Origin of the sequence: Methylobacterium sp. W2, assembly GCF_020662345.1 — a bacterium.
Classification (GTDB): domain Bacteria; phylum Pseudomonadota; class Alphaproteobacteria; order Rhizobiales; family Beijerinckiaceae; genus Methylobacterium.
The window spans coordinates 142,737-163,500 of the sequence record NZ_VMOA01000001.1; the positions used below are offsets into that span (position 1 = coordinate 142,737).

Genomic DNA, 20,764 nt, shown 5'->3' on the forward strand with positions numbered 1-20,764 from the left:
CCTCCCTATCCGCATTCGGATGGCCGAAGGGTGAGGACCGATTCCGGCGGCCTGGCCGCTGAACCTTCTCTGATGCCGGCTTAATAAGAAGGCGACAGAGGCCCTTGACGGGCGCGTGGGCCTCGCCCTAGAAGGCCCTCGGTCCGGGTGCGTAGCTCAGCGGGAGAGCATTCGCTTCACACGCGAAGGGTCACAGGTTCGATCCCTGTCGCGCCCACCATTCCCCTCAAGCCACGGCAGAAGCCGGGACGAGGGCATCGACCGCTCCCACCAACTCATCGAAATGCTGGATCACCCGCGTCGGGCCGAGCTGCTCCACTGGCAGGTCGGTATAGCCGAACGGCACCGCGATGACCGGGATTCCCGCTGCCTTGGCCGCGTCGATATCGGCACGGGAATCTCCCACCATGACGGCACGCGAGACATCGCCCTGCGCCTGCTCCACCGTGAGGGTGATGTGGGCCGGGTTCGGCTTGTAGACCGGGAACGTGTCGCGACCGCAGATGGCGGCGAAGCGTCCGGCGACGCCGAGTTCCTCCAGCAGCTGCTTGGCATGGGCCTCGACCTTGTTGGTGCAGACCGCGAGGAGGAAGCCACGCGCGCTCAGAGCGTCGAGGGCCGTCTCGACGCCGGGGAACAGGTAGGAATGCTCGCTGAGGTGTCGGCCGTAATGGTCGAGGAAGTCGACGAAGAGCATCTGCAGGCGGGCGTCGTCGATGGGCTCGCCCGCGGCCTCGAAGCCGCGCTGGATCAACGCCTTCGCCCCGGCACCGATCATGTCGCGGGCCCGGTCGAGGGTAAGAGTGGGCAGGCCCTCGCGGGCGAGGATCGCGTTGAGGGTGCCGACGAGGTCGCCCGCGGTCTCGGCGAGGGTTCCGTCGAGGTCGAACACGACGATGGGCGGCAGGCTTGGCATGATGGCTCGCTGGGTTCGTGAAATGGCGACGGGTGATCTCGGGCTGGATGACGACGTCACGGCGGTCTGTAGAGCGGACGCTGCGTGTCGGAAAAATCCGTTGCGCCTGCAAAGGCTTAACGCACCGATCGGGCTTTTTTCCCTGGCATGATGCTGTAGAATCCGGTCACGATGCGATCAAGGCCGCCGCGAGCGGGTCACGGTTGCGCCGCAAGGCCGCTATAGGGGAGCAACCACGAGAGTTCCCTGCGAGATTTCCCTGGCTGCATCAGGACATGAAGGCGACCATGCGTTCGACACCGCCGACCGACCGTGCGTTCATATCCACCGTCCCCGCCGCATCCGCCCGTTCGGGGAGAGCCATGAGATGCCGGGCCGGGATCGCGCTGTCTCTTCTCGCCTGCACGGCCGGGGCCGCCGGCGCCGCCTCCTTCGAGTTTGTCCCTGCGCCGCAGATCGACCTCAACCGGGTCTACCGCGTCGATAAGGTGACGGGTGAGGTCACCTCCTGCCAGTACGGCCTGCGCGAAGGCGCGGTGGGCAGCGTCGGCCTCACCGTCTGCTACGGCTCCGGCGAGGGTGCCAGCGCACAGGCTCCGTCCGAATACGGCCTCGTCGCCTCCCGCCACACCCGCGAGGCCGGGGTGTTCCGCGTGAACTACCGCACCGGCGAGATGAGCATCTGCTACGTCCAGCTCCAGAAGGAAGCGGTGGTGTGTACGGCCCAGGCGAACCCGGCGGCCAGCGGCCCCGAGGAAGCCGTGGCCACGGGGCAGGCGCCCGGACGGGCGGGGCCGAGTGCCACGCCGCCCCAGAACACCCGCCCCTGAGGGCAATCCGTGCGGATGTTCGGCAACAGCCGCGTTGGACGACGTTGCCAGCCGTGTTAGGGCCACCAGACTTTCAGCGGCCCAGCCCGTAGCCCGAGAGCCCGCCTATGCACCTCGCCCCCTCCCTCTCGATGAATGGGGCTTCATCGTGAGCGGTCCCGACCTGCGTCGCGCCGCCGCCGCCCGCGCTCTCGATCTCGTGGAAGACGGGATGCGGCTCGGCATCGGGACCGGCAGCACCGCCAACGTGTTCGTGGAGCTTCTCGGCGCGCGGGTGCGCGACGGGCTCAAGGTCACGGGCGTTCCGACCTCAGAGGCGACGCGCATCGCTGCCGAGCGCGTCGGCATTCCCCTCGCTACTCTCGAAGATCTGCCCGAACTCGACCTCACCATCGACGGTGCCGACGAGATCGACGCGCGGATGCGTCTGGTGAAGGGCGGCGGCGGTGCGCTCCTGCGCGAGAAGATCGTGGCTTTCGCCAGCCGCCGCATGGTGGTGATCGCCGACGCGGCGAAATCCGTGACGACCCTCGGCGCGTTTCCTCTGCCGGTGGAGGTCAACCCGTTCGGCCTCGGCGCCACCCGCATCGCCGTGGGGCGCGCCATCGCGAGCGCCGGCTGCGCGGGCGACCTCGTCCTACGCTCCGGCCCCGGAGGTACGCCCTTCCTGACCGATGGCGGCCATCTCATCCTCGACGCTCATCTGAAGGCGATCGCCGATCCGGAACGCCTGTCCGCCGCGCTCTGGGCGGTGCCCGGCGTGGTCGAGCACGGTCTGTTCCTCGGCCTCGCCACCGGCGCGATCCTCGCGGAGGCGCGGGACGGGCAGGCGCACGTCACCTGTCTCGGCGCGGTCTGACGCGCCTCCACTCTCATTCGATGTCTTGCCTCATTCCGATGTCTTGACCGACACGCCTTTCCGGAGCGTTCGCCATGTCCCGCCGCCTCTCTACTGTCCTGATCGGCTCCGTCCTCGCCGCCGTCCTCGCCGTTTCGGTTCCGACCATCGGGCACGCCCAGGCCCAGAAACCCGCCGCGCCGGCCAAGCCCGGAGCCAAGCCCGCCGCGCCGGCGCCCGCCACGCCCGCCGCCCAGCAGCCGACCTTCACCCCGAACCATCTGGCGCTGGCGCGGGAGGTCACCCTCAGCTCCGGCATCGCCCGCTCGTTCGATTCGATCCTTCCGGCCTTCGGCCAACAGATCAAGCAGGCGGCCATCACCCGCCCGGACCTGACCAAAGATCTCGACGAGGTTCTCACCTCCCTGGCGCCGGAGATGGAACTGCAGAAGCAGATGATGATCGAGACGGCGGCCAAGATCTACGCGAGCCGCCTGTCCGAGGCCGAACTCACCGAGATCGTCGCCTTCTTCCATTCGGCAGCGGGCAAGCGCTACGTCGAGACCCAGCCGCAGGTGCTCGACGAGATCGTCCAGGCCATGCAGAACTGGACCCAGGGCGTGTCCGAATACATGATGGTCCGCGTGCGTGCCGAGATGGGCAAGCGCGGCCACGAGCTCCAGTAGCCGCCCGACCCTCTCCGATGTCAGGTCTCCCTCCTCGATCGGAGACGGTCGCGCGTCTGCGTGCCGCCGGTGCCGTTACGCTCGCTATCCTTCCGGTGGCCATGGCGCTCGCCAACCGGTCGAGCCCGACCGTCGTCGGCCTCGCTGCCCTGTTCTTCCTTGTGGCGGGGCTGATCGAGGACGTTCGCGGTACGATGCGATTCGTCGGGAAGCCCCTCACTACGCCGATCGGCCTCACCGCCCTGGGCTTCGTCGTCTGGTCGCTGGCCAGCATCACCTGGAGTCCGGTGGAGGATCTGTCCTGGCGCAGTCTTGAGGAGTTCCTGCCGACCGTTACGGGGGCCTATCTCCTTGCCCGCCTCGCGCCCGGGAACATGCCGGCCTTCACGCCCCGGCTCGCTGCATGGTCCATCACGGTCGCCGGCCTCTACATCGTCGTGGCCCTGGCCACTCACCTTCCCCTCCATCGGGCGATGGGGTCGCGAGTGGCGCTGTTCGTCTTCAACCGTCCCGCCCTGACGATCCTGCCCGTCATGGGTCCCCTGGCCTATCTGCTCTACCGGCGCGGGCACGGAATCGCGGCGCTCCTCGTGCTCGTGATAAGTACCGGGGCGATCCTGCGATCGATCAGCGGCGCCGCCGCCATGGGGCTCGCAGCCGGCGCCGTTACGGCCTTCATCGCCGTCCTGACCCCGCGCCGGGTCGGGCAGGCCATCGTGGGGGCCGTGCTGGCCCTCGCCTTCATCCTCGCACCGGTGGAAGGGGATATCCTCCAGAAGGTCATGCCCGACGCTGTCCATGAGCGGCTGGTCCAAAGCAGTTCGCGCGCACGGGTCGCCATCGCCCGCAGCTTCGGCGCGGCCGTGGCCCTCGATCCCTGGCAGGGCGCCGGGTTCGGGACCTCGGCGCGGTTCATCGAGACGCCCGTCGCCGCCCGGATCGAGCCGGGTCTGCGGCCGATGCTGGCGGTCGGCCACCCGCACAACATCTTCCTGCAGATCTGGGCCGAGCTCGGTATCGTCGGCGCAGCCCTGGCCGGCGCGATCCTGATGATGATGGTGGCGCTCATCGGGCGCTTGCCGCGTGGAGAATGTGCGGTCGCCCTCGGCCTCGTGGGGTCATGCACGGCCGTCGCCTTCGTGGAGCACGGCGCCTGGCAGGGCTGGTGGATCGCGGCCGTCGGCGCCGCCATTACCTGGACACGCGAGGCCGGAATGGACCCCGGCCGGTCCTGCCTTCCTCAGGCGGCTTCGGCTTCGACCCGGTTGCGGCCGGAGGATTTGGCGCGGTAGAGGGCGAGATCGGCCCGTTTGAGCATGTCGGGCGGTCCCTTGTCGTCGCCATGGCGGCACGCCACCCCAATGGATACGGTGACGTGAATCTCGCGCGTCTCCTGGTCGATCAGGAACGGGACGGCTTCGATGCGCTCGCGAATACGCTCCGCGATGACATGGGCGGCCTCTGGCTCCGCGTCGGGCAGGATGATGACGACCTCTTCGCCGCCATAGCGGGCGACGATGTCGACGACGCGCGTATGAAGGCGGATACGGTCGGCGAAGGCGCGGAGCACCTCGTCGCCAGCCTCGTGACCGTGGGTGTCGTTGATCGACTTGAACCGGTCGATATCGAGCATCAGCATCGAGACGGCACGGTGGCGCAGGGCGGCGTCGTCGAACAGCACGGCGAGATGGCTGTCGAGGTAGCGTCTATTGTGGAGCCCGGTGAGCCCGTCGGTGACAGCCATCTCCATAGAGGCCTGGACGGCACCACGCAGGGTGTCCGAGAAACGGCTGCGCCGCACCTGGGTGCGCACGCGGGCCACGAGTTCGTTCCGGTCCACCGGGCGCATGAGATAGTCGTGCACGCCGAATTCGAGGCCGCGGATCACCCGTGCCTTGTCGTGCTCCTCCGCGATCATCATCACCGGCATGGTGCGGGTACGGTCGAGGGACAGGACCTGGCTGCAGAGGCGCAGGCCGTCGAAACCCTGGAGGTCGAGGCTGACGAGAGTCAGTTCGAAATCCCCCTCGGTGGCGAGGACCATCGCGTCGTGCGGGTCCGCCACGACCGTAACCCGATGGTGCTGGTTCAAGGCCGCTGAAAGCCGCTCGGCCGAGTTCTTCCGGTCCTCCACCAGCAGGATCGACGCGTTCTGGCCGTCCCCGGCGGCGGCGAGGGCCAGGGGATCGCCGATGCCGAACTCCCGCGAGGCCAGCGCCCTGTCACGAAGCTCATCGGTGACCGCCTTCAGCCGGACGAGGTTGCGCACCCGTGCGAACAGGGCGGTGTCGTCGATCGGCTTCGTCAGGAAGTCGTCGGCCCCGGCGTCGAGGCCGCGCAGCCGGTCCGACGGCTGGTCGAGGGCCGTCACCATCACTACCGGGAGATGGGCAGTGATCGGGTTGCGCTTGAGGCGGCGACATACCTCGAATCCGTCCATGCCGGGCATCATCACGTCGAGCAGGACGAGGTCGCACAGGCCCTTCTCGCAGATCGAGATGGCATCCGGCCCGTTCATGGCCGCCAGAACGTCGAAATACTCGAGGGACAGCTTCGTCTCGAGCAGCTTCACGTTCGGAAAGAGATCATCGACGATCAGGATGCGGGCCGACATCGTTCCTCGCGGATTCTAACGGGTTCGACGGATCGACCCTGTGGACGGTGGCCCTCATCAACGGGCGCCGTCGCCGAGGTAGAGGCGGACGGTGGCGAGAAACTTCGCCACGGAGATCGGTTTCGAGAGATAGGCTTCGCAGCCACCTTCGCGGATGCGCTCCTCGTCACCCTTCATGGCGAAGGCCGTGATGGCGATGACGGGGATATGCTTGAGGTCGTCGTCTTCCTTCAGCCATTTGGTGACTTCGAGACCGGAGACCTCGGGAAGCTGGATGTCCATCAGGATCAGGTCGGGCCGGTGGGCGCGGGCGAGCTCGATCGCCTCGATCCCGTTGGCGGTCTTGAGCGTCGCATAGCCATGCCCTTCCAACAGATCGTTGAAGAGCTTCATGTTGAGTTCGTTGTCCTCGACGATGAGCACGGTCTTCGGCATGGCTCATTGTTCCCGGCAGGCTGGCGGCGCATTCTGGAAGGACCGGCGTCCCGCTCAATGAGAACCTAAGGGATACATGTTGACGAAACGCAAATCCGACCGACCCGAGGAATCCGCCGAGCACCTCGCCATCTTGGTGCTCGGATGGCTCGCGGAGGAGGGCGACAGGCTCCTGCCCTTCATGGCCTCCTCCGGTTTGACGCCCGACACGGTACGGGAAAGCGCCACCGATCCGGCTTTCCTCTCGGCGGTCCTCGACCATGTCATGAGCAACGAGGCGGTGCTGATCGCCTGCGCCACGGCCCTCGACGTGAAGCCCGAACGGATCGCGGCTGCATGGCGCCGGCTCGGTCCGCCCGATCCCGACGCCGAATTCGGATGAGCACGAAGTGCGCTGGAGGCCAACGTAAGGGTGTGCCCGAGGTCCCACGAGCGGCCTCGACCGGCCGCCCTCAAGGGCGCCGGACAGCGTGACGTGTCAGGGCTTGCACTCGGTCTCCGTCTTCGCGTCGGTCTTGTGGAGATCGAGGCGGCTGAGATCGCCGGCGATGGTGAAGTCGCCGTAGTTCAGACTCAGCCCGCCGCTGACGCCATTCTCGTAGAGGAGGAAGGTGAGGACGTAGACCGGGGTGCGCTCGCCCTGTCCGGGGGTGAAATAGCTCAAGGTCACCGGCCAGCGCCGCATCGCCGCCATTTCGCCTTCCCGCAGGGGCTTATCCCTGTCGGTGCCGCGATCCTTGGCAGGCTCTTCGGCCGTGATCGGTTTCCCGATGACCGCAAGCGTGTCGAAGATCTTGCGGCCATCGTCCGACCCGTCGAACACCTTGGCCGATATCGTCGTCTCGCCGGCCTGTGCCGCCTCGATCATGCGGCGCATGTGGAGGGTCGGGAACAGCACGGGGCCGGTTTCGGTGTACTGGTCGCGCTTGGGTTCCTTCAGCTTAACCTTCAGGGCCTCGGGGCCGTTCTCTGCCGTTCCGTCCACCGACGTGGATGCGCTGCCGTTGAGCACCGTGTTGGTCTTGAAGCGGAAGCTATGCCCGTCGCCGCCCTCGAAGGTGGTGTTGCGCAGATCGGAAAGGCGCTTGCCGGTCTCGCCGCTATCGAGCTCCGTCACCTGCCGGGTCTGCATCGTGTAGCCCTTGCAGGCATCGCCGCTGAAATCGAGGACGATGCGGCCCCGCGCGCTCTCCACCGCTCGCGCGCCCCGGCTCTCGGCGAGCGACAGGTCGTAGACCGCGCGGTGGCCGGCCAATCGCATCGGCGCGGCCTCGGCAAAGGCCGTGGAAGCGGAGAGGGCGCCGAACGCGATGGCGAGGGTGGAGCTTGGCAACCGCATGAGGTCTCCCGATGGCCACGCCGGTCGAAGCGAGCGGCGTGCCGATGCGCCGTCACAGATAGGGGGCCGATGCCAGAGCGGCAACGGCCTGCCCCTGGTCCTCTCCATGGTCCCGGCCTACGCCTTCGCGACGCCTCACCGGGCCGTCGCGGCACCCTGCGCCGCTTCCTCGACGCCGGTGGCGCCTCGGAAGCGGCCGTGCCGGATGAAGCGCAGGGAGGCGCTGATCGCGGCACGGTTCAGGAGCATCAGGTCGTGGGTGGTGTGGAGCGTGAGATGGTCGGCCATGCCGGAGACCCGCGTCCGCGCCACGCTCACGCGCCCGTCATTGGGGCGGGGCAGGATCAGAAAGGATTCGATCAGCCAGATTGAGCGGTCCGCCGCGATGACCCCCAAGGGAAAATCGACCTCGCCGAGGAGCGCGCTGAGGGCCGGCGAGCGGTGGGTGGTGAGTTGCGCGCCCGCCGGCCCGAAGAACATCCGGTAGGGCCTCATCCAATGGAGAAAGTCCGCGAGTTCGCTGCCGCCGTTCGGCGGTCCCAGCATCACCACGCGGCCGAGATTGGCCGGGCGATGCCGGGTGATGATTCCCCGCGCCACGAGTCCGCCCATGGAATGGGTGACGAAATGCAGGCGGCGCAGGCCGGACGCGAATGCCGCCACCTCTGGCGCGGCGCCCTCGACGATCGTCTGGATCGTGGCCTTTCGCCCGGGGTAGTCGAGGTTGAGTGTCCGGTACCCCTCGGCGCGAAAAGCGCGCTCCATCCGCCCGAGGGAGGCTGAGCGGCGCGCGATGCCGTGAAGCAGCACGACGCCCTCCGCACCGTCCGTCTCCCTCACGTCCGCACTCCTTGCGTGGAGGCCGATCCGTCCGTGGAGGTCGAGTGACGAAGCCGTCATCGGGTTGCTCCCCGCAGCGCACCGTCCGACATCCGCGGGGCGGCGGTCGAGGTAGTGCCGGCGACAGCCATGACGCAAGGGGTGAAACGCACGATGCCGGCCACACTCGCGTGAGCGACCGGACCGACGACCGCCGGATGCTGGCCTGCCCGACGGTGATCAGCCGCTGCATGTCGCCGAACCTCACCGCCCCTGCGCTGATGCTCAACGGTCCTCCAGGTCTCGGCCTGTCCTCGGCACTGTTTTACCCTCGCCGCCTTGCCGGTGGCGATCGGTCTGGCGCGCGGCGATCGTTCGCGATCCGGCGAGAGAGTACGTACATAGAACATGGTCCCCATGCAGAAGAGCCCATGCCCAGCGTCGCCGACATCCTGATCCCGCTCGCGCTCGACAACGCCTACAGCTACGCCGTGCCCGCCGGGCTGGTCCTGGCGCCCGGTGACGTGGTGCAGGTGCCGCTCGGGCCACGCGAGACGGTGGGGGTGGTCTGGCAGGTGTCGGAAAGCCCCGGTGGCTCGAACCTGAGGCTCGTGACGGGCCGGATCGAAGCGCCCCCTCTTTCCGACCCATTGCGCGAACTCGTTGATTGGCTTGCCCGCTACACTCTGGCTCCGAAGGGCTCGGCGCTAGCTATGGCCCTGCGCCTGCCCGACGAGGCCGCCCGCAGCGAGACCTCGCGCATCGGCGTGCGGGAAACGGGCAAGCCGCCCGCCCGGCCGACGCCGGCGCGACTGAAGGTTCTCGCAGTGGCCGGGGACGGGGCGATGCGCGGCAAGAGCGCGCTCGCCAAGGAGGCCGGCGTCTCGCTCAGCGTGGTCGATGGCCTCATTGATGATGGCGCCCTCGAGGCCGTGGCCCTGGCGCCGGAGCCGGTGGCGCTACCGCCCAACCCAGACCACGAGCGCGTTCCCCTGTCGGAGGTGCAAGACCAGGCGGCCCGCGACCTCATCGGCCTGACCTATCCCACGTCCGAGGATGGGACCACGCGGAAAGCGCCCACGATCCTCCTCGAAGGCGTCACCGGTTCGGGCAAGACGGAGGTCTATTTCGAGGCCGTAGCGGAAGCCGTCCGGCGCGGGCAACAGGCTCTCATCCTGATGCCGGAGATCGCGCTCACGGCGCAGTTCCTCGACCGGTTCGCCGAGCGCTTCGGCGTCCGGCCAGCGACCTGGCATTCGGGCATCGGGTCGAAGCGTCGCGAGCGCCTGCGCGCCGGTGTGGCGGCGGGCGAGGTCGCGGTGGTGGTCGGCGCCCGTTCGGCCCTGTTTCTGCCTTTCAGCGATCTCGGCCTCATCGTCGTCGACGAGGAGCACGAGGCCGCCTACAAGCAGGAGGACGGGGTCCATTACCACGCCCGCGACATGGCGGTGGTGCGCGGCCGCCTCGAGAACTGCCCGGTGGTCCTCGCCTCGGCGACCCCCTCCATCGAGACCAAGGTCAATGCCGAGAAGGGGCGCTACGCCCATATCGTCCTGCCCGAGCGGTTCGGCGGGCGGCGGCTGCCGGACATCCATGCCATCGACATGCGCCTCGATAAGCCGGAGAAGGGCCGCTTCCTTGCCCCTCCCCTGGTCAACGCCGTGCGCGCCACCATCGAGGCCGGCGATCAGGCGCTGCTGTTTCTCAACCGGCGGGGCTATGCGCCGCTCACCCTGTGCCGGGCCTGCGGACACCGCTACCAGTGCCGCAACTGCTCGACCTGGCTGGTGGAGCATCGCTTCCGCCGGGCACTGGTCTGCCACCAATGCGGCTATGCCGAACGCCGGCCCGACGCCTGCACCGAATGCGGCACCTTCGACAATCTCACCCCTTGTGGGCCTGGGGTGGAGCGCATTGCCGAGGAGGTGACGGAGCTGTTTCCCGACAAGCGCATCATCGTGCTCTCCTCCGACTTTCCCGGCGGGGCCGAGCGCCTACGCGCCGAATTGCAGAGCGTGGCCGACGGGGAATGCGACATCGTCATCGGCACCCAGCTCGTCGCCAAGGGCCACAATTTTCCGCATCTGACCCTAGTCGGCGTGCTCGACGCCGATATCGGCCTGACCTCCGGCGATCCGCGTGCAGCGGAGCGGACCTTCCAGCTGCTCCAGCAGGTGACGGGCCGTGCCGGACGCGGCGACAAACCGGGCCGCGCCCTGGTCCAGACCTACCAGCCGGATCATCCAGTGATCGCGGCTCTGCTTTCGGGCGACGCTACCCGATTTTACGAGGAGGAGATCGCCTCGCGCGAGGCCGCCGGCCTGCCGCCGTTCGGGCGGCTCGCCGCCCTCATCGTCTCGGCCAACGAGCGCGAGGTGGCGGAGGCGCATGGGCAGGCCCTGGCGCGGGCCGCCGAACCGCCGGAGGGCATCATGGTGCTGGGGCCGGCCGAGGCACCCCTCGCGCTGATCCGAGGACGCTACCGGTTCCGGCTGCTGGTGAAGACCGAGCGGGCCGTCGATCTCCAGGGCTACCTGCGCGATTGGCTCGGGCGCGGGCCGAAGGTTCGCGGCAACGTGAAGGTCGCCATCGACGTGGACCCTCAGAGTTTCCTATAAGTCTGGTCCAACGTTCGCATGGTGCGTTCGACCCGACCAGGAGTGCTGCACGTGCTGACCTACACCAAGACACCGGACTCGAACGTCGCCGAGATCGTCGTCGACGGCCAGATCACCGATCAGGACATGAACACCGTCATCACCGCGATGCAGGCCGATCTCGACAAGGGCGGCAAGCTCAAGCTGCTGGAGGACGTACGCGAGTTCAAGGGCATGGAGCCGGCGGCCTTCTTCAAGGACGTGCGCTTCGGTCTCGCCATGATGAAGGGCGTCAGTCACGTCGCCCTGGTCACGGACGCGTCCTGGCTGCGCATGGTCGCCGACACGTTCGGCAAGGTGTCCCCGGCCCAGATCAAGACCTTCGACCGCGCCCATATCGACGAGGCACGGAGCTGGCTCGCTGCCGCTTAACGAACCCTATTCGGCCTGGGCGGTGCGCGTGGTCTGACGCCGCGCCGTCCAGCGCCCCGAGCAGAGGGGCGAAACTTTCCAGGTGCCGCTTCCCGAGCGGGCCTCGAGCCGACCGGAAGCCGCGCCGCTGGCGCTGCCATTCGAGACGTTGAGCCCCACCGTTCCATCGGTGCCGACGCGGCCGGTCATCGTGGCCCGGTCTGCCGAGGAGACGAGCCGGACCTGACCGTCCTGGACCGAGACCGAGTAGCTGTAACGGCTGTCACAGATGCCGCTCTCGGTCACGAGTTCCACGGACCATGCGCCATTGAAGTTGCCGGCCTCGCGGCTGACGGCCGGTTGAAGATGAGCCGATGAGAGTCCGGCTCCGAGTGCCAGCACAGCCACGAGTTTCGACATGTTTCCCCCTGCGTTGAGATAGATCACAGCGTCCCGTAGGCAGCCCTTCGGCGCCCTTGAGAGAAGTCATGCGATCAACGGATTGTTGGATTGTATAGATTCAGGATGCTCAGGGCAAGTTTATGGCGTCCGCTAAGGTAAGCTTCGCCGTTGCAATGAGGAGGCAGTGGCGAATTCTGGAGCGGAATACCGAGTGGTAGCGCGTAAATTAGGCACGGCCCAACCGGAAGCTCAACCTATAGCCAAGCCTGTGCCGCTTCGAGGTGAACAATGCTGCGTCACCGAGCGATGGCACTCGGGATCAACGATCAACTTAATGATCGAAATGGGCCTGCAACGCGTCGCGGTCCCGCGTGATCGCGAGTGCGACGAGAGCCAGGACGCGGGCCTTGTCCGGCGACAGGTCGTCGGCGAAGACGGCGCCCTCCGCCTTCAGGGTACTGCCGCCGCCGGGGAATCCGTAGACGGGCAGGGCGCGGCCGTTCTCCAGTTTCGTGGCGATGATGATGCCGACACCCTTGGCGATGGCGCTCCTGATCGCGTCGAGGAATGCGGCATTGACGTTACCCATGCCGAGGGCGGCCACCACGATCCCCTCCGCGCCGCTCTCGACGGCATGGCGGATTTGGCTGCCATCGGCACCGGCATACATCGCGACGATGACGATTCTGGCGAGCCGCTCGGGCAGCGGCAGGGTCTGCCGCCGCAGGGGCGCCCGGCGAATCACCACGCGATCCTCATCGATGGTGCCGAGGTAGCCGGTCTCGCCCGAATGGAAGGTCTCCACATTGTGGGTGTGGGTCTTCCTCACGTCACGCGCCGCATTGATCGCATGGTTGAGCGTCACCGTCACACCAAGGGACGCGGCGGCGGGCGAGAGGATCTGACGCACCGCATTGAGGAGGTTGCGGGCGCCGTCGCTGTCGAGATCGGACGCGTTGCGCTGCGCGCCGATGACCACGACCGGCTTGTCAATGCGCAGCGTCAGGTCGAGGAAATAGGCGCTGGTGTCGAGGGTATCGGTCCCGTGCAGGACCACGACGCCGGCGATGTCGGGATCGGCGAGCAACCCCTCGACGGTCCGTGTCAGCGAGGGCCACAGGTCCGGCCCCATCTCCGCGCTCGGGATGTTGGAGAACTCGGTCACGGCGATCCGCGCCAGCTTTTCCAGGCCCGGCACGGCGGCCACGAGGTCGGCTCCCGACAAGGCCGGTACCGGTGCATGGGTCACCGGGTCGATTTTCATCGCGATGGTGCCGCCGGTGGCGACGATTGCGACGGTGGGGAGAACGACGTCCGTCACCGATCGGCTCAATCGTTCAGGGCACGCGCCTCTTCGGGCAGCATGATCGGAATGCCGTCGCGGATCGGGTAGGCGAGCTTGGCCGAACGGCTCACCAGTTCCTGGCGGACGGAATCGTATTCCAGCGTCTGCTTGGTCAGAGGGCAGACCAGAAGTTCGAGGAGCTTCGGGTCGACGCGCGTGGCTTCCACGGCGGTGGGGATTTCGTCGGTCATCGTCACTGTCCTCGCGTCGCGGCTTCACTGCAGGGTCGGTTCAGACCCCGATCCGCGCACCAACTCCATCTCGGTCACCGCAATCAAGACCTCCGCGCGGGTCTTGAGGTCGGCCGCCTCCAGCATCGCCTGTTTTTCGCGTGAGCCAAACGGGCTCATCATACAGAGCGCGTTGACGAGGGCCTCGTTCGGCGCCTCGTCGATACCGGCCCAATCGACCTTGAGGTCGTTCACCTCGACGAAGTCCTTAAGCGCCTTCAGGACCCCCTCGCGGTCCACTGCATCCTCACCGGCTCGCGGCTCGAAATCGCTGATGAAGTCGTCGTAGGAGACTTGGCAGCGCCGATAGCGGGTTGTGGTCGCGAGTTCGCTCTCGACGCGGAACCGCGCGATGCCGGTGAGCGAGATGAGGTAGCGCCCGTCGCCGGTCTCGGCGAACTGGGTGATCCGGCCGATGCAGCCGACACGGAAGAGCTTGGGCGTCATCGGCGACGAACCGCTCTCCACGTCGGGCTGGATCATGCCGATGACGCGATCGGTCCTTAGGGCGTCGTCCACCATAGCGAGGTAGCGCGGCTCGAAGATGTTGAGCGGCATCTGCCCACGGGGCAGGAGCAAAGCGCCGGGCAGGGGGAAGACGGGGATGACACCGGGGCAGTCGCCCGGCCCCTTGTAGCCCGCATGGGTGCTCATCGCGTCTCTCCGCCCCGGCGTTGATGCGTCATGCGAAGACCAGCGTCGACAGTCGTCGCCGGCCACGGATCGAAGCCTTGTCCATGAGGCCCCAGGCCTCGAAGAAAGTGAGGAGCTGCTTGCGGGCCGCCCCGTCGTTCCAGGTCTTGTCCTGCCGCTCGATCTCGATCAGCTCGTCCACCGCCTCGTCCCGCTTGCCGAGGCCGTTGAGACCGAGAGCGAAGTCGAACCGGGCCTGGAAATCGGCGGGATCGGCGGCGATGCGCTTCTGAAACACGCCGAGATCGCCGAGGGAGGCCGCCTGCTCGGCGAGCTCCACCGCCGCGCGGATGCTGGCCAAGGCCGGGTCGCCGGCCTTTTCGGGGGGCGCCATATCGAGGATCTGGCGCGCATTGGCGACCTCGCTGGAGTCGAGCTGGATCTTCGCGAGGGCCGCGAGTGCCACCAGGTTTCCGGGCTCCTCGCCGAGTACCGCGGCATAGAGTTCGGAGGCTCCGGCAAGATCGCCCTCGCCGAGAGCGACCTCCGCCTCGGTCATCATCGCCTCCACCGGCGTCGGGCCGGCGGGACCGGCGAGCCGGGCAATGAACTCCTTGATCTCGCTTTCCGGCAGCGCGCCGACGAAGCCGTCCACGGGACGGCCCTTGTCGATGGCGATGACGGCGGGGATCGATTGCAGCCCGAGTTGCTGGCTGATCTGCGACCAGATCGCCGGATTCTCGTCGATGTTCACTTTGGCGAGGATGACAGCGCCCTTGGCGGCGGTCACGGCCTTCTCCAGCAGGGGCGTCAGCTGCTTGCAGGGGCCGCACCACGTCGCCCAGAAATCCACCAGCACCGGCTGCTCCAGGGAGGCGGTGATGACCTCGTCGCGAAACGTCGCGGTGGTGACGTCCTTGATGAGGTTCGCGGGACCGCCGGCAGGGCTCGCCCCGGCGGTGGAAACGTCGTTCAGCATGCCGTCCTCAACTCTCGCACTCGGATCGACGGCACGGGTGCCGCCGGTAGCCGATCAGATTCGTCCTTGCCCTAGATGGGCGCCCCGGCTCAACTGGACCAGAGCGATACTCGGGCTATTCACACCATCCCGGCATGCACGCCTCGGCCGCTCGGCCGTGGCGCGGAAGCACCGCCTCAGGGCTTCGGCGCGCCGGGGGGAGTCTTCGAGTCCGTGACGAAACGGGCCTCGTAGCGTCCCTTGGCGGAGGTCGCCTCGCAGGTGATCGCGGTCTTGCCCTCCTGCGGATTGCTGAAGCTGCAGGATCCGACGGCCGCGAGCGGTCCGCGAACCACGCCCTCGTCGGTCTTTTCGCCGGGGACGACGAGATTGATCGGCTGAAGCGCGTCGGTTTCCTCCGTCCGCTCCTGCTGGGCTCCGCTGCCACTGAAGCTCAGGGAGCGACCGTCCCAGGCGGAGAAGTCGAAACTCGTCCGGTTGCGGGACACGGTGTTCATCATCGTGTCCTTGCAGTTCTTAGTGATGTCCAATCCCGCCACGATCAGCTTCTCACACGAGCCTTCGAGCTTGATCGCGGTCTGGGCGCTCGCGGGACTTGCCGTGGCGACAAGTGCGACAAGGACGGGCAGGATGAGGGGAAAACGCGTCTTCATGGCGCTGATGTATGTCCGTCGTCGCATCTGTCGAGGGCAATGTCGCGAAGGTCGCGGCGTCATGGTCCAAACCGTAACGCCCTGTCGTTGGGAGCGTCGAGATCAAGCTCGGGACCTCTCGGCACGATCCCCGTCGGATTCAGGGTCGGATGGCTCCCGTAATAGTGCCGCTTGATGTGGTCGAGGTTCACCGTGCCGGCGATACCGGGCAGGGCATAGAGGTCGCGCAGGTAGTGCGAGAGGTTCGGATAGTCGGCGATTCGGCGCAGGTTGCATTTGAAGTGCCCGACATAGACCGGATCGAACCGCACCAGCGTGGTGAACAGGCGGATGTCGGCCTCGGTCAGCGCCGCGCCGCACAGGTACCGGGCCTTGCCCAGCCGCTCGTCGAGGGAATCGAGTTCGGCGAACAGGGCGTCGAAGGCTTCCTCGTAGGCGTCCCGTGTCGTCGCGAAGCCGGCCTTGTAGACCCCGTTGTTGACGGAATCGTAGATGCGGGCGTTCACCGCATTGATCTCGCCGCGCAGGGCTTCCGGATAGAGGTCGGGACCGGTGCCGCCGAACGCGTCGTTCAGCATGCGGATGATCTCGGACGATTCGTTGGAGACGATGGTCCGCCGCTGCTTGTCCCACAGGACGGGAACGGTGACGCGGCCGGTGAAGTCCGGCACTGCCTTGAGATAGACCTCGTAGAGGCGGTTCGCGCCGTTCACCGAGTCGGGTGTGGCGCCCGGTGAACCGCCGAAGACCCAGCCTTCCGATCCCATATGCGGATCGACCACCGAGACCGTGATCGCCTCCTCCAGCCCCTTCAGGGCACGCACGATGAGGGTGCGGTGCGCCCAGGGGCAGGAGAGCGAGACGTAGAGGTGATAGCGGCCGGCTTCCCCCCGGAATCCGCCCTCGTCGGACGGGCCGGGTTCGCCGTCGGCGGTAACCCAGTTGCGGAACTTGGCGTCCGTTCGCTTGAACCGGCCGCCGGTGTCCTTCGTGTCGTACCAAGTATCCTGCCAGGTGCCGTCGACCAGCAATCCCATCCGTCGTCTCCCACCAGCTTCGCCGTTAGCGAGATGAGCCATGCGCAGCCTCTCGGAAAGAGCAAAATGGCGGGAACAGGTCTGCATCCGCACGGTTAGCCGGCGATGAGCACCTTGCCCGACGCGCCCACGGCCGATCCGCTGATCCTGACCCTGGAGATGGACCCGGAGACCTTCGCGCATTTCGACGGGCTGAGACGGCGGCATTTCCCGCAGAAGCTCAATGTCATCCCGGCCCATGCCACCCTGTTCCACCACCTGCCGGGCCTGGAGGAGGAGGGGATCGCCGCGACCCTTTCCGAACTCACGGCGGAGCGGGAATCGGCGGAGGTCGCCGTCACCGACCTTCGCTTCATGGGCCGCGGCGTCGCCTTCGCCCTCGCCTCCGACGCCCTGTCCCGGCTTCGGGACGAGATCGCTCGGCGCTACGTGGACGTTCTGACCGCACAGGACCGGCAGGGATGGCGGCCCCACGTCACCGTCCAGAACAAGGTCGCGCCGGATGTCGCCCGCACCCTGCATCACACGCTGGAGCGCGATTTCGAACCATTTCGCTTCACGTCGCCGGGGCTGATCCTCTGGCGTTACCTCGGTGGCCCGTGGCAACAGCGGGGACGCTTCGCCTTCGGGCGGCATCGATGAGCGAGGGACGACGAACCGATGACGAAGGCCGCAGCATGAAGGCGCCGCTCCCGACCTATCTCCAGCATCCGCTGTTCAGCCATGCCACGGCCCTGTGGCTGCGCCTGCGCCTCAACGAGGTCGGCCCCCTCGTGGCGCTGCTGGGCGTGAGCTTTCTTGGCTACGCCTTCTTCTTTCTCGCCGACGAGGTCGGGGAGGGCTCCACCGAGGCGCTCGACCGCAAGATCCTGCTCGCCCTGCGCAACCCGGCCGACCTTTCGGACCCGATCGGGCCTCGCTGGCTCGAGGAGACGATGCGCGACATTACGGGACTCGGCAGCGTCTTCACCATCACCTTCGTCACCCTGAGCGCGGTCGCCTATCTGGCGCTCACCCGGCGCCACCGCATCGCCGCCTTCGTGCTCGGTGCCATCGGCGGGGGATTGCTCGTCTCGACGGTACTGAAGATGTTCTACCACCGGCCGCGGCCGGATCTCGTCCCCCACGGCATGGACGTGTTCACCGCGAGTTTCCCCAGCGGCCACGCGATGATGTCGGCCATCGCCTACCTCACCCTGGCGACGCTGCTGGCCCGCGTGGACCAGAACCGTGCGGTGAAGGTCCTGATCCTCCTTCTCGGTGTCGGGATGACGCTCATCGTGGGGGTGAGCCGGATCTATCTCGGCGTGCACTGGCCGAGCGATGTGCTCGCCGGCTGGTGCATCGGCGCAGCCTGGGCCTCCCTGTGCTGGTTCGTGGCCCTGATCCTTCAGCGAAGGGGCGAGGTCGAGTCCCCCGATCCTCCGCCGGGTTGACCCGTGACCGGGGTTTCGCTGGCAGGCGCTTTCGTGCGATCGGCTCGTATGAACCGCCCCTTGCCGCATTGCGGGTCATCGCTGCCCTGACCTATGGTCCCGCCGATGAAGCCCACCGTCCCCGAACCCGACCTGCCGTACCGGCCCTGCGTCGGAATCATGCTGATTGCCTCCCAGGGGCACGTGTTCATCGGCCGTCGCCGTCAGGAGGCCGGGCCGGAGCATGTGCAGGGCGACCGGGCCTGGCAGATGCCGCAGGGTGGAATCGATGAGGGCGAGGCTCCTCTCGCAGCGGCCCTGCGCGAACTGCACGAGGAGACCAACGTCTCGGCCGGGTCGGTCGTGCTCCTCGGGGAGACGCCCGGCTGGCTCGCCTACGATTTGCCGCCCGCCGTACTGAAACAGGCCTGGAAGGGTCGTTATCGCGGGCAGACGCAAAAGTGGTTCGCCTTCGGTCTCATCGGCGACGAGGCCGAGATCGATGTGCTTTCACCCGGCGGCGGCCTTCACAAATCCGAGTTCGATGCCTGGCGTTGGGAGCCCATGGACGGATTGGCCGATCTCATCGTGCCGTTCAAGCGGCCTGTCTACGAGGCGGTGATCACGGAGTTCGCGGGCCTCGCCGGGTGGAGCGAGCTGGCGCAGAGGGCTGCCCCGTCGCGATGATGCGATTGTGGTGGATCCCGATTTCCCTGCTTCTGACGTGGTTCGTCTTTACGTTGACGCCGTTCTGGATGCTCTATGACCTCGCCTCGGCGGTGCAGGCGCGGGACGTCGGCTATGTCGAGCGGCACGTCAACTTCCGCATCCTGCGCCAATCCATGATCCGGCAGATCTCGGCCGCCGCCTCTCAGCCGAGGGGGGAGCCCGGTGCCGAGGTCGAGCTTTCGCGGGATCGGCAAAGGTTGATCGAGGCCGCAGCGGCCCTGGCCGAACCCCTGACCGAATCCCTGGTGACGGCCCAGTCGGTCATCGATCTCCTCGATGACGGCATTCCACAATCCCTCGATCTCGGCCTCCGCGGCGGCGACGCCGCAGGTTCCGATGTCGAGCACAGGAGCGGTATCCCCGCCGGATTGAGGATCGACACGATCTCACGGCTGATTCCGTACTACCTGTCCTCGGAGATGCGGGGATTTCGCACCCTCGTCATCGCCGTGCCTCCCGAAGCGTCCCGGTCACAGCGGTTCCGCCTCCGTCTGCGCCTACGGGGGTGGTCGTGGCGCCTGGTGGAGATTGAACTACCGAGTGACCTGCGTAACCGCATTGCCAGCAAGGTCGCCCGCGTCCGCACCCATCCGGACCAGGATGCGGTACCGCCGCCCACCCAGCGCTAAGCGGTCTGGCGCCAGACGAACTGCGACACTTCAAGGCCCTAGGGAGAAAAATCATTGGGCTCACCGATGCTCGGGAGATCCTCCAAACCGCAGACACCGCGCGCCTAAGGTCGCGCGGTCAGACCCTCAATGCACCGTGTCGGGTAGCCGCCGGTTGGTGAAGCGGGCATTGCCGAGGCCGGTGCCGATGGTGAGTACGCCCCATCGCGCGACGCCCGTCATGTCCGACATGGCCGAGAGGCCCTGCACCACGGCGTCGTTGTGCATCAGCACCATGGTATCGTGATCCCCGATGGTGGGAATGGCTTCCACCAGCCGTTCGGTAAGGTTGAAACGGCTGCTCTCCCAATCGCCGGGCAGGTTCTGTCCACCCCGCTCGATGGTCCCATCGGCGGCGATGACGCCGGGGCACCCGACCCCGATGAAGGGCGCGAGTTTTAGGCGCGAGCGCTCCGCCCGCGAGATCAGGTCGTTCAGCATCGCGATCAGGCGGTCGACCGCCTCGTCGCGGCTCGGGGCCGGATCCTCGTCGCGGTGGCGCCAGAGCTCCGAACGCCAGATCTCGGCGCGCGACAGGTCGGAGGCTTTCTTCAGGTTCGTGGTGACGACTCCCGCCCGGATGTTGCTGCCCCCGATATCGACGGCGAGCAGACTGTCGTAGCCGGAAAAGATCCAGGACGGCGCGAGGTGGACGGCCCCGATCAGCCCGGCCTCGTCCGGGTGATGACGGATCGGCTCGAGGTTCAGGTTGAGACCGCCGGCACGGAGGATCACGCTGGCCCGGTCGATGGCGAGTCGTCCGGCGAGGCTGTCGCTGAAACCGCCGCCGACGACGATGCTTTGGGTATCGCGCCACCCCTTCTGACGCAGGAAGCGCCGCACCACGGTGGCGAGTTCCTGGGCAAATTCCTCGATCGCGCCGAACACCACGCCGGCGGCAAGCGGCGGACCCTCGATCAACAGATCGTCGAGGCGCCGCTTGCTGAAATCCTGGCTTGCCTTCGCGCCCAGGGGATCGGGGCCGAGCTTGCGCAGCTTCTCGCGCCAATCCTCCACGAGGTCGCGGAAAGCTTTCTTCGATACGCGGTCGCCGACGAAGCCCTCGCCATTCTTCAACTCGATGTTGTAATCGTCGAGGATGACCGAGGGCAGGTCGCTCGGCGCGTGGGAGAGGCTCGATCCACGCGTTACCGTATCCGTGCCCATGCCCGATCGATCCTTTCAGAA

Annotated in this window: 24 protein-coding genes and 1 tRNA gene; 12 read left to right on the forward strand and 13 right to left on the reverse strand. The window is 67.1% G+C overall.

Annotated elements, in window-relative coordinates; genetic code table 11:
* Nucleotides 1-145: 145 nt before the first annotated feature.
* Nucleotides 146-220 (forward strand) — tRNA-Val (locus FPV16_RS00655).
* 6 nt (nt 221-226) lie between these two features.
* On the opposite strand, the gene gph is transcribed toward FPV16_RS00655, so the two are convergent.
* Entirely contained in the window at nt 227-916 is a 690-nt protein-coding gene (gph, locus tag FPV16_RS00660; protein WP_227435353.1) for a phosphoglycolate phosphatase, read from the reverse strand.
* Nucleotides 917-1,278: 362 nt separating this feature from the next.
* Between gph and FPV16_RS00665 the strand changes: the two genes are divergently transcribed.
* The 4 genes from FPV16_RS00665 to FPV16_RS00680 all read left to right on the forward strand — a co-directional run bounded on the left by FPV16_RS00665 (nt 1,279) and on the right by FPV16_RS00680 (nt 4,562).
* Entirely contained in the window at nt 1,279-1,746 is a 468-nt protein-coding gene (locus FPV16_RS00665) for a hypothetical protein (RefSeq protein WP_227435354.1), read from the forward strand.
* A gap of 148 nt (nt 1,747-1,894) precedes the next feature.
* The gene (rpiA, locus tag FPV16_RS00670; RefSeq protein WP_227435355.1) at nt 1,895-2,605 is read left to right on the forward strand and encodes a ribose-5-phosphate isomerase RpiA; all 711 of its coding nucleotides are present in this window, start codon (nt 1,895-1,897) and stop codon (nt 2,603-2,605) included.
* 74 nt (nt 2,606-2,679) lie between these two features.
* Nucleotides 2,680-3,270, forward strand: a complete 591-nt coding sequence (locus tag FPV16_RS00675; RefSeq protein WP_227435356.1) for a DUF2059 domain-containing protein — start codon at nt 2,680-2,682, stop codon at nt 3,268-3,270.
* A gap of 17 nt (nt 3,271-3,287) precedes the next feature.
* Nucleotides 3,288-4,562, forward strand: a complete 1,275-nt coding sequence (locus FPV16_RS00680; protein ID WP_227435357.1) for an O-antigen ligase family protein — start codon at nt 3,288-3,290, stop codon at nt 4,560-4,562.
* On the opposite strand, the gene FPV16_RS00685 is transcribed toward FPV16_RS00680, so the two are convergent.
* Together FPV16_RS00685 and FPV16_RS00690 are read right to left on the reverse strand one after the other, a co-directional pair.
* Nucleotides 4,511-5,884 carry a PleD family two-component system response regulator gene (locus tag FPV16_RS00685; RefSeq protein ID WP_227435358.1) on the reverse strand — a complete coding sequence of 458 codons (1,374 nt, stop codon included), beginning with the start codon at nt 5,882-5,884 and terminating at the stop codon, nt 4,511-4,513. The two genes, FPV16_RS00680 and FPV16_RS00685, sit on opposite strands and share 52 nt — an antisense overlap.
* A gap of 57 nt (nt 5,885-5,941) precedes the next feature.
* A complete protein-coding gene (locus FPV16_RS00690; protein ID WP_018045229.1) occupies nt 5,942-6,319 on the reverse strand; it encodes a response regulator in 378 nt (125 codons plus the stop codon).
* Nucleotides 6,320-6,395: 76 nt separating this feature from the next.
* Here FPV16_RS00690 and FPV16_RS00695 point away from each other — a divergent pair, with 76 nt between their 5' ends.
* The gene (locus FPV16_RS00695; RefSeq protein WP_227435359.1) at nt 6,396-6,701 is read left to right on the forward strand and encodes a DUF3572 domain-containing protein; all 306 of its coding nucleotides are present in this window, start codon (nt 6,396-6,398) and stop codon (nt 6,699-6,701) included.
* 96 nt (nt 6,702-6,797) lie between these two features.
* On the opposite strand, the gene FPV16_RS00700 is transcribed toward FPV16_RS00695, so the two are convergent.
* Together FPV16_RS00700 and FPV16_RS00705 are read right to left on the reverse strand one after the other, a co-directional pair.
* Nucleotides 6,798-7,658, reverse strand: coding sequence for a cell envelope integrity EipB family protein (locus tag FPV16_RS00700; protein ID WP_227435360.1), 861 nt, complete (start codon nt 7,656-7,658; stop codon nt 6,798-6,800).
* Between the two features lie 135 nt (nt 7,659-7,793).
* The gene (locus tag FPV16_RS00705; protein ID WP_227435361.1) at nt 7,794-8,558 is read right to left on the reverse strand and encodes an alpha/beta fold hydrolase; all 765 of its coding nucleotides are present in this window, start codon (nt 8,556-8,558) and stop codon (nt 7,794-7,796) included.
* A 350-nt stretch (nt 8,559-8,908) separates the two neighbouring features.
* Here FPV16_RS00705 and FPV16_RS00710 point away from each other — a divergent pair, with 350 nt between their 5' ends.
* Nucleotides 8,909-11,095 (forward strand): primosomal protein N', encoded by a 2,187-nt coding sequence (locus FPV16_RS00710; protein WP_227435362.1) that lies wholly within the window; start codon nt 8,909-8,911, stop codon nt 11,093-11,095.
* A gap of 51 nt (nt 11,096-11,146) precedes the next feature.
* On the forward strand, nt 11,147-11,506 hold the full coding sequence (locus tag FPV16_RS00715; RefSeq protein ID WP_027171991.1) for an STAS/SEC14 domain-containing protein: 360 nt from the start codon (nt 11,147-11,149) through the stop codon (nt 11,504-11,506).
* Between the two features lie 6 nt (nt 11,507-11,512).
* Here the strand turns inward: FPV16_RS00715 and FPV16_RS00720 are convergent, their stop codons facing one another.
* The 7 genes from FPV16_RS00720 to FPV16_RS00750 all read right to left on the reverse strand — a co-directional run bounded on the left by FPV16_RS00720 (nt 11,513) and on the right by FPV16_RS00750 (nt 16,764).
* Complete coding sequence (locus tag FPV16_RS00720) at nt 11,513-11,905, reverse strand: hypothetical protein (RefSeq protein WP_227435364.1); 393 nt, start codon at nt 11,903-11,905, stop codon at nt 11,513-11,515.
* Nucleotides 11,906-12,218: 313 nt separating this feature from the next.
* Nucleotides 12,219-13,208 (reverse strand): asparaginase, encoded by a 990-nt coding sequence (locus FPV16_RS00725; RefSeq protein ID WP_227435365.1) that lies wholly within the window; start codon nt 13,206-13,208, stop codon nt 12,219-12,221.
* 8 nt (nt 13,209-13,216) lie between these two features.
* Nucleotides 13,217-13,423, reverse strand: a complete 207-nt coding sequence (locus FPV16_RS00730; RefSeq protein ID WP_227435367.1) for a Trm112 family protein — start codon at nt 13,421-13,423, stop codon at nt 13,217-13,219.
* 24 nt (nt 13,424-13,447) lie between these two features.
* Nucleotides 13,448-14,116, reverse strand: a complete 669-nt coding sequence (locus FPV16_RS00735; RefSeq protein WP_227435368.1) for an LON peptidase substrate-binding domain-containing protein — start codon at nt 14,114-14,116, stop codon at nt 13,448-13,450.
* A gap of 28 nt (nt 14,117-14,144) precedes the next feature.
* A complete protein-coding gene (locus FPV16_RS00740) occupies nt 14,145-15,074 on the reverse strand; it encodes a thioredoxin family protein (RefSeq protein ID WP_227435370.1) in 930 nt (309 codons plus the stop codon).
* 176 nt (nt 15,075-15,250) lie between these two features.
* The gene (locus tag FPV16_RS00745) at nt 15,251-15,727 is read right to left on the reverse strand and encodes a hypothetical protein (RefSeq protein WP_227435371.1); all 477 of its coding nucleotides are present in this window, start codon (nt 15,725-15,727) and stop codon (nt 15,251-15,253) included.
* A gap of 59 nt (nt 15,728-15,786) precedes the next feature.
* Nucleotides 15,787-16,764: a glutathione S-transferase family protein gene (locus FPV16_RS00750; RefSeq protein WP_227435536.1), complete on the reverse strand. Its 978-nt coding sequence runs from the start codon at nt 16,762-16,764 to the stop codon at nt 15,787-15,789.
* A 105-nt stretch (nt 16,765-16,869) separates the two neighbouring features.
* Here FPV16_RS00750 and FPV16_RS00755 point away from each other — a divergent pair, with 105 nt between their 5' ends.
* The 4 genes from FPV16_RS00755 to FPV16_RS00770 all read left to right on the forward strand — a co-directional run bounded on the left by FPV16_RS00755 (nt 16,870) and on the right by FPV16_RS00770 (nt 19,537).
* Nucleotides 16,870-17,406, forward strand: coding sequence for a 2'-5' RNA ligase family protein (locus FPV16_RS00755; protein ID WP_227435372.1), 537 nt, complete (start codon nt 16,870-16,872; stop codon nt 17,404-17,406).
* Nucleotides 17,407-17,441: 35 nt separating this feature from the next.
* Nucleotides 17,442-18,200 (forward strand): phosphatase PAP2 family protein, encoded by a 759-nt coding sequence (locus FPV16_RS00760; RefSeq protein ID WP_227435374.1) that lies wholly within the window; start codon nt 17,442-17,444, stop codon nt 18,198-18,200.
* Between the two features lie 93 nt (nt 18,201-18,293).
* On the forward strand, nt 18,294-18,866 hold the full coding sequence (locus tag FPV16_RS00765) for an RNA pyrophosphohydrolase (RefSeq protein WP_227435375.1): 573 nt from the start codon (nt 18,294-18,296) through the stop codon (nt 18,864-18,866).
* A complete protein-coding gene (locus FPV16_RS00770) occupies nt 18,866-19,537 on the forward strand; it encodes a DUF2939 domain-containing protein (protein ID WP_227435539.1) in 672 nt (223 codons plus the stop codon). The genes FPV16_RS00765 and FPV16_RS00770 overlap by 1 nt, the downstream gene beginning before the upstream one ends.
* A gap of 126 nt (nt 19,538-19,663) precedes the next feature.
* Here the strand turns inward: FPV16_RS00770 and FPV16_RS00775 are convergent, their stop codons facing one another.
* A complete protein-coding gene (locus tag FPV16_RS00775; RefSeq protein WP_227435377.1) occupies nt 19,664-20,743 on the reverse strand; it encodes an ROK family protein in 1,080 nt (359 codons plus the stop codon).
* Between the last annotated feature and the right edge of the window lie 21 nt (nt 20,744-20,764).